Here is a 7035-nt window from a genome sequence, read left to right as displayed (position 1 = left end):
TTTGGTATCCGTTTTTCCAACATCACGCTGAAGCTTGCATATTTGTGCTGAGCTCTCGCTAAATCGTGCTGCCGGAGGGCACTAGAATGGATGAAGTCAGCGGTATCGATCTGGGCATTTTTTTCGACGCAGCGCCGACGGCGCAGATGGTGTTCACGCCGGACCTCCGGATCGTCGCGGCGAACCAACGTTATTGCGCCATGCTGGGCCGCCAGCCCGAAGAACTAATCGGGAACCGGGTTTTCGAGGCATTCCCAGCTAATCCAGATGATCCGAACTCGGACGCCGAGGCGGAATTGCAGGCCTCGACAGACGCAGTTGTCGCGACTGGCGAGGCACAGGAAATGCCGTTGCGACAGCACGATGTCCAGGAAGCCGACGGTCGCTACGGCACAAGATATTGGCGCATCCTGAACTCACCCGTCTTCGCCGACGCATCCGAGCCGGAACGGGTGACCCACGTGATCCATACAGCCGAAGACGTCACGCGGAGCATTCTGGGGGAGCGCGCTGACGCTGCGAAGCGAAGGGCTGCAATGCGCGGTGCGGAGCTCAGCTACTTCGAGTTCGACCCGGCTTCCGGGAGGCTGACCCGCTCGCCGCAATTGGATGCCCTGTTCGGCTTTGAACCAGGAGAGACTGTCACAACGGCACAGGAGTTCTTTGACCGCATCCATCCCGATGACCATGGGGCGACCATAGCCGAGATTGAGCGCGCCGGTCGCACCATTGGGTCCGACCTGCATCTCGACTACCGGATAATGCACCCCGACGGAACCGTGCGATGGGCCATTGGGCACGGCGAATCTGTTCGAGATCCGGATACGCAGCATGTCAGGATCGTCGGCATCGTGCTTGACGCGACATCGATCCGCGAACGCGAAGAGAGCCTGCGCGAGGCGGTCGGCGCGCGTGACCTCCTGATCGCAGAGGTTAACCACCGGGTGAAGAACTCGCTCCAGATGGTGACGAGCATCCTTAACCTGGAAGCATCCGCGACCGAGGACGCGGCGGCTCGCGCGTCGCTCAAGGCCGCTACGACGCGCGTGAACGCCGTAGCGGCGATCCATGCCTCGCTCTACGAGGACGAAGACGTCAGTTCGGTTCAGATCGACAGATATATGGAAAGGTTGAAAGAGCACCTTGACGCTTCGCTTTCGAGTGAAGGCCGGGGCGTGAAAATCGCGCTCGACGTGGAACCGATCCGGCTTCCAACCGACAAGGCCATCACACTGTCCCTGGCGGTGAATGAGCTGGTGACCAACTCATTCAAGCACGCCTTCGGGAACGAAGACGAAGGCGCTGTCACCATCAGCCTACGGCGTAGCGGCGGCGACACGATCGTTCTCGAGGTCGCAGATGACGGAACAAGCTCGTCTACTGATCGTTTAGAGATCAAGTCACCATCGTCGGGTCTCGGACAGCGCTTGATTAAGGGGATGGCGTCGCAATTGGGCGGGACAATCGAAGTAGAGGGCAAGAATGGCTGGCGGACACGCATTTATTTTCCCGAGTGAGGGAGCCGCCGCTCTGAAAGTGCTAGTAATTGAAGACAACATTTTTATCGCGCTTGATCTGGAAGGGCAGCTCGAAGAAATGGGACATGACGTCGTCGGCATTGCCGCGACCGCGACGAAGGCGATCGAGATGGCCCTAAAGTCGGTTCCTGATCTTGCAATCGTCGATCTTCAGCTTGCTGATGGGAGCCGTGGGCAGGATGCGGCGTTCGTGCTTCGTGCGGAGATGGATATTCCGTCCATCATCGTGAGCGGGAGCATGCACCAGGTGACCGACGAGGAGAGGGCGGCAATCCGTCCGCTGGCGATGCTGTCAAAGCCTCTGCTTTCGGGTGAACTTGGCCGCGCAATCGAAACCGTGAAAATCTCGGATAGCCCCAAGGACGAATGACGGCTGTCGCAAACCGCATAAAGCGGACCTTAACAGCCAAAACTCGAACGGCAGCAAAGTCCGCAGAGCAGTTGTTGATGTAGAACGCGGCGAAGGTCAGCTAGCGCGCTTCGATGGATACTTCAGCGCTCGGCGTCCGTTGTAGAACGCGATAGACTGTCGGCCGCGAAACATCGAACAATTCTGCCAGATCGCTGATGGAGTAGTCGCCCGTGTCATACATGCGCCGCAACTCTGTCTGGCGGCGATCTGACAGCTTGGGCTTCTTGCCCTTCAGCTTCCCCTTAGCGCGGGCGACTGCCATGCCCTCTTTGGTGCGCATGCGGATCAGGTCAGCTTCGAACTCGGCGAAGGTCGCAAGAATGTTGAAGAACATCTTTCCCATTGGATCGTGCGGATCATAGACCGACGGCCCCAAGGCAAGCCTAACCCCGCGCTTTGCCAACTCGTCTGCGATAGAGCGAGCGTCCGGAACCGACCTGGCCAGCCGGTCGAGTTTCGGGACCACCAGCGTGTCGCCGGCTCTTACGGCGGCCAAGGCTTGCGCCAGTCCTGGCCGCTCGCGGTTCGTTCCGGTCAAGCCATGGTCAGTATAGATGAGGTCCGCAGTCACACCGAGATGCAGAAGGGTTGCCTTCTGAGCGGCAAGGTCCTGTTTATCGGTCGAGCATCGGGCGTATCCAATACGAGTTTCAGACATGGGGGCGTCCTTCGGGAAAATTGTTCTGGAGCCATGTAGAATTGTAACGCAAAAGGCCCGTTCAATGATACTATCACCGTACCAGCTAAATGAGAATCGATTTTCCCCTCAAATATAGGGTGTGGCCCGGAGGCGGGACGGCGTCCGCTCAGCGTTCCCCTTTCGGACAGGTTAGAGAAGCAGAGTGGATGAAGCGATGCGCCGGTTCGCCGCTCTGCGGCCTCATCTGGAAGAGGGCGTTTCTCTGGTCGCTGCCGCCCGCGCGGCTGATGTGCCAATCCGGACGGCGCAACGCTGGCTGTCGCGCTACAGGCTGGAAGGTCTGGACGGGCTAAAGGTCAGGAAGCGATCTGATTACGGCACTCGCAAACTACCCCACCCCTTGATCGCTCTGATCGAGGGGCTGGCACTTCGCAAGCCCCGGCTGTCCTGTGCCGCGATCTGTCGACGCGCCAAAGCGATTGCGAAGAGCAGGGATTGGCCGGTCCCATCCTATGGCACCGTTCATTCCATCGTGCAGGCACTCGATCCTGCGATGGTCACGCTAGCGCAGGATGGGACGGGCGCCTATCGAGACCGCTTCGAGCTGATCCACCGACACAGAGCGAGTGCACCGAATGCGCTCTGGCAAGCGGATCATACGATGCTGGATATATTGATCATCGACGCGAACGGAAAAGCGGTGCGGCCTTGGCTGACTGCGATTATGGACGACTATTCCCGCGCAATCGCTGGATACCTGGTATTTCTCGGCGCACCGTCGGCTCTGCAAACGTCCTTGGCGCTTCGACAGGCCATCTGGCGCAAGCTGAATCCGGACTGGCCGATCTGCGGGATTCCAGAAATTCTCTATGTCGATCACGGGAGCGACTTCACATCCGAACATCTCGAACAGGCAGCTGCCAGCCTGCGGTTCCAGATAATCCATTCCGCCGTAGCGTGACCGCAGGGCCGCGGGAAGATCGAGCGGTTCTTCGGCACCCTGAACACAGAACTGCTTTCGGACTTGTCCGGCAATATAGTGAATGGGAAACCAGAAACCCCGCCGAAACTGTCGCTGGCCGATCTCGATGCCGTCATCGGCGCGTGGATCACGGAGACCTACAATGTCCGCACTCATCGCGAGACGGGGCTGCCGCCGCTGACATCGTGGTGCGCCGACGGCTGGCTTCCTCAAATGCCCGACAGTATCGACGACCTCGACCTGCTGCTCGTCATGGTCGCGAAGCCTCGGCTCGTGCGCCGCGACGGTGTGCATTTTCAAGGGCTGCGCTTCATGAGCACGATCCTTGCTCCCTACGTCGGCGAAAGCGTCACGATCCGATATGATCCGCGCGACCTTGGTGAGATCCGCGTCTTCCACAAGAACCGCTTCCTGTGCCGCGCCATCAGCCCGGAACATGCCCATGAGACGATCACGCTGAAAGACATACAGACAGCCCGTGCGGCGCAGCGGCGGGCCCTGCGCCAGCAGATTAATGAACGGGTCGGCGTCGTTGCGCAATATTTCCCGGAGGGAACAGCCCGCAGGGCGGCCGAGACCGCGCCTCGACCGCAACGCAAGTCGAAACTCCGAACCTATCAGTCGGATGATTGACAATGACGGGACAGCGCAATGGCACATTCATCGCCACGAAAGAGCATCGCCGCTTTGTCGAGTTCGCAACTGCAGTGCAGAAACACCGGTATATCGGAATCTGTTTCGGCACGGCCGGTGTCGGGAAAACGATGTCGGCGCGGCGTTTCGCCCGGTGGGACAAGGCCGAACCGCTCCTGACGGAGTGGGGGCCACGCGACGCATCGGACGCCATCGCCTATGAGGCATTGGCCAAGTCACGCACAGTTTTCTACACACCGACAGTCGGCGGCCCGGTTCGGGAGGTTCGGGAAGATTTACGCCGTCTTATAGCCCGCGCAGAAGGTTCCATCGATCTGGCGCTCAACCCGAGCATGGTTATTCCGGAACGCCATACTCAAGGGTCTATCGAAGTTCTGGTAGTCGATGAGGCCGAACGACTTTCAACGCAAAGTCTTGAACATGTGCGCGATATCTTCGACCGGACCGGTATCGGCGTTATCCTGATCGGGATGCCTGGTCTGGAACGAAAACTGGAACGCTATCCGCAGCTTTACAGCCGGATCGGCTTCGCACACCACTATCGCCCGCTGAAGGGGGATGAACTGACCTTCGTCCTCACCCGCCACTGGCGGAAACTCGGCCTGCAACTGGACGCCGCCGACTTTACCGATCACCAGGCGATCGCATCCATTGCCCGCATCACCGGCGGGAACTTCCGGCTGCTGCATCGCCTCTTTGTCCAAATAGAACGCATCCTAAAGATCAATGAGCTATCACTCGTTACTGACGACGTCGTCGAGGCCGCACGCTCTACGCTGGTAATCGGCGCCACTTAGCGCTGAAGGAACACCGCCAGGTAACGCTGGTGATCACAGGCTATGCCCGCGTATCGACCGACGAACAAGCTACCGCCGCACAACTCGATGCGCTTTCCTCGGGCGGATGTGAACGTGTGTTTGAGGAACGTGCGTCCGGAGGCCGTTGGGATCGGCCAGAGCTGCATCGGATGCTCGATCAGATCCGCCAAGGCGACGTTGTGGTCGTTTGGAAGCTGGATCGGCTCTCACGGTCTTTGAAAGACCTTTTGTCTATCATGGAGAAGATCGACGCAGCTGGGGCCGGATTCCGGTCACTTACAGAGGCCATCGACACGACCACGCCCGCAGGGCGGATGATGATGCAAATGGTTGGCGTCTTCGCCGAGTTTGAACGCGAGATAATCCGGGAGCGCACCCATGCCGGTCTGGCGCGCGCGCGCAAGAAAGGACGTTACCCGGGGCGCAAGCCGAAGCTCTCTGACGACCAACGACAGGAAATCCGCGACATGGTGCGCTCTGGCAAGCGCACGGAGGCCGAGGCCGCGCGTATCTTTGGCGTTCACCGATCTACAATCAGCCGTGTTATGCGTGAGGCGCTATCAGACCCGATAACTTGATGTTTTCGGCCGATCTCTACAGCGTTACAATTCCAGGACGAGAAATATAACGCGCATAATCTTGTGTCAGTTGAGAAACTAGTTCCTCTCGAAACCTGTAGACCGTTTTCAATTTTTCGGCCTCTGCCGGAGGTAGTCCTATAGAAAGATTCTTGAAGACTGAAATCTTCCCATCTTGCGGCAAATCTCCGATCTTAAGGACCGGCGATTGCCATTCGAGCTCTTTTGGCTTCCTACCTGAGTCATAAGAAAGGTTCTTCTTTGGATCACCTCCCTTAACGCCTTTTGCCTTAAGGCCATCAGCGTTGGCGAATGGCCACTCAACAGCAAAGAGATACAACAGAGGTCCAGGTTTTGGTTGCGCAGCGTCACATGCGGCCCCAACTTGAATGAGCCTTGGAGTACAGTCCTGCCACTCTTCTTCAGTTATCTTGAAGAGTTCCTGCAAAAACTTTGCGCGGTCGAATCCAAAGTGTCCTTGGAGAAATCCATCCAGATCGCCTTCGGGCAGTTCAACTACAGCCCCCAGCTCTTTTGGTGTTATCGGGACGCTGCCTTCAGCCCGCGCGAACGATATGTGCATTGCTGTGTTCACGGAGGCCTGAACGGGTATCGGTACAGGATTCTTTGGATCTTCCGGGGCGTTCAAGGCCTCATCCCAAGACGCCGTTGCATCGCCTTGCGGGTCATGTTCTGTTATGCGATCCGCTAGAATAGGAACAAGTACACGATTGATGGACTCCCTGGGGTTTTCCTGTGCTCTGTCGATCCCCGCTCCTGCTTGCGATATCCGGTACAGAACTTCTCCAAGCTCCTTACCAAAGTCAGCTGTCGGTCTTTTTTCCAACGGTACCAAATCAACGATGGACCTTAGGACAGCTCCCGCTGCGACTGCGACATCAGTTTCCCAACTCAGTAGCGCCTTCATTTGAGGGCTTTGGGTCATCCGATCTCTGATATCGGTTTGCAGTTTGTTTGGCTCTTTGATTGTCCCGTCATTCGTATCGATATAGTCGCCCTTTTGAAGTGCGGCGAAGAATACAGGAAGGTAACGTGCATCGTCTCCATTGAAGCGTTCAAAAAGGTTTGCTTTCAAGCTTTCCAGATCAGGTTCTTCAGCCCACAACACCAAGCCATATGGACCGCTATCTGGGCTGATAATCTTCGTTATTACATCCTGAATTGCAGTAAATGCGACTTTGTTATCAGCAGTGCCGAATGTCGCTCCAGTGACCAAGTTTTGATCCAGAAAGAGGATACGGGTTCCCGGTAGAGGCTCCCAATCGCCAACGCTTTCATCGTCGTACAGCTTAGAATGGCAGTCGAGCCTAAGAGCGTCCAAGGTCTGTTTTATGCCATTCAGGTGATGCTCTTTGTCGTCCACAACGACAAATCTGGAATGTAAGAACATCC

The 7035-nt window shown here is 57.3% G+C and carries 8 protein-coding genes; 6 read left to right on the top strand and 2 right to left on the bottom strand.

Annotated features, from left to right (window positions below; translation table 11 throughout):
• The first annotated feature begins 86 nt into the window (after positions 1-86).
• Positions 87-1517: a sensor histidine kinase gene (locus IE188_RS16535; RefSeq protein WP_191287631.1), complete on the top strand. Its 1431-nt coding sequence runs from the start codon at positions 87-89 to the stop codon at positions 1515-1517.
• Complete coding sequence (locus IE188_RS16530) at positions 1483-1908, top strand: response regulator (protein ID WP_191287630.1); 426 nt, start codon at positions 1483-1485, stop codon at positions 1906-1908. Before IE188_RS16535 ends, IE188_RS16530 begins: the two co-directional genes overlap by 35 nt.
• Before the next feature lie 100 nt (positions 1909-2008).
• Here the strand turns inward: IE188_RS16530 and IE188_RS16525 are convergent, their stop codons facing one another.
• A complete protein-coding gene (locus IE188_RS16525) occupies positions 2009-2608 on the bottom strand; it encodes a recombinase family protein (RefSeq protein WP_191287629.1) in 600 nt (199 codons plus the stop codon).
• Between the two features lie 184 nt (positions 2609-2792).
• On the opposite strand from IE188_RS16525, the gene IE188_RS16815 reads away from it, so the two are divergent.
• The 4 genes from IE188_RS16815 (at position 2793) to IE188_RS16510 (ending at position 5622) form a co-directional block, all read left to right on the top strand.
• Positions 2793-3551 (top strand): helix-turn-helix domain-containing protein, encoded by a 759-nt coding sequence (locus IE188_RS16815; RefSeq protein ID WP_229836955.1) that lies wholly within the window; start codon positions 2793-2795, stop codon positions 3549-3551.
• Positions 3552-3629: 78 nt separating this feature from the next.
• Positions 3630-4205: a Mu transposase C-terminal domain-containing protein gene (locus IE188_RS16810; RefSeq protein WP_229836953.1), complete on the top strand. Its 576-nt coding sequence runs from the start codon at positions 3630-3632 to the stop codon at positions 4203-4205.
• A gap of 2 nt (positions 4206-4207) precedes the next feature.
• Positions 4208-5023, top strand: coding sequence for an AAA family ATPase (locus tag IE188_RS16515; protein ID WP_191287628.1), 816 nt, complete (start codon positions 4208-4210; stop codon positions 5021-5023).
• A 29-nt stretch (positions 5024-5052) separates the two neighbouring features.
• A complete protein-coding gene (locus tag IE188_RS16510) occupies positions 5053-5622 on the top strand; it encodes a recombinase family protein (protein WP_191287627.1) in 570 nt (189 codons plus the stop codon).
• Between the two features lie 16 nt (positions 5623-5638).
• On the opposite strand, the gene IE188_RS16505 is transcribed toward IE188_RS16510, so the two are convergent.
• Positions 5639-7033, bottom strand: a complete 1395-nt coding sequence (locus IE188_RS16505) for a hypothetical protein (protein WP_191287626.1) — start codon at positions 7031-7033, stop codon at positions 5639-5641.
• Positions 7034-7035 lie beyond the last annotated feature (2 nt).

This window comes from Aliiroseovarius zhejiangensis (assembly GCF_014656375.1).
GTDB lineage: Bacteria > Pseudomonadota > Alphaproteobacteria > Rhodobacterales > Rhodobacteraceae > Aliiroseovarius > Aliiroseovarius zhejiangensis.
This window is presented reverse-complemented; position numbering and strand designations above follow the sequence as displayed.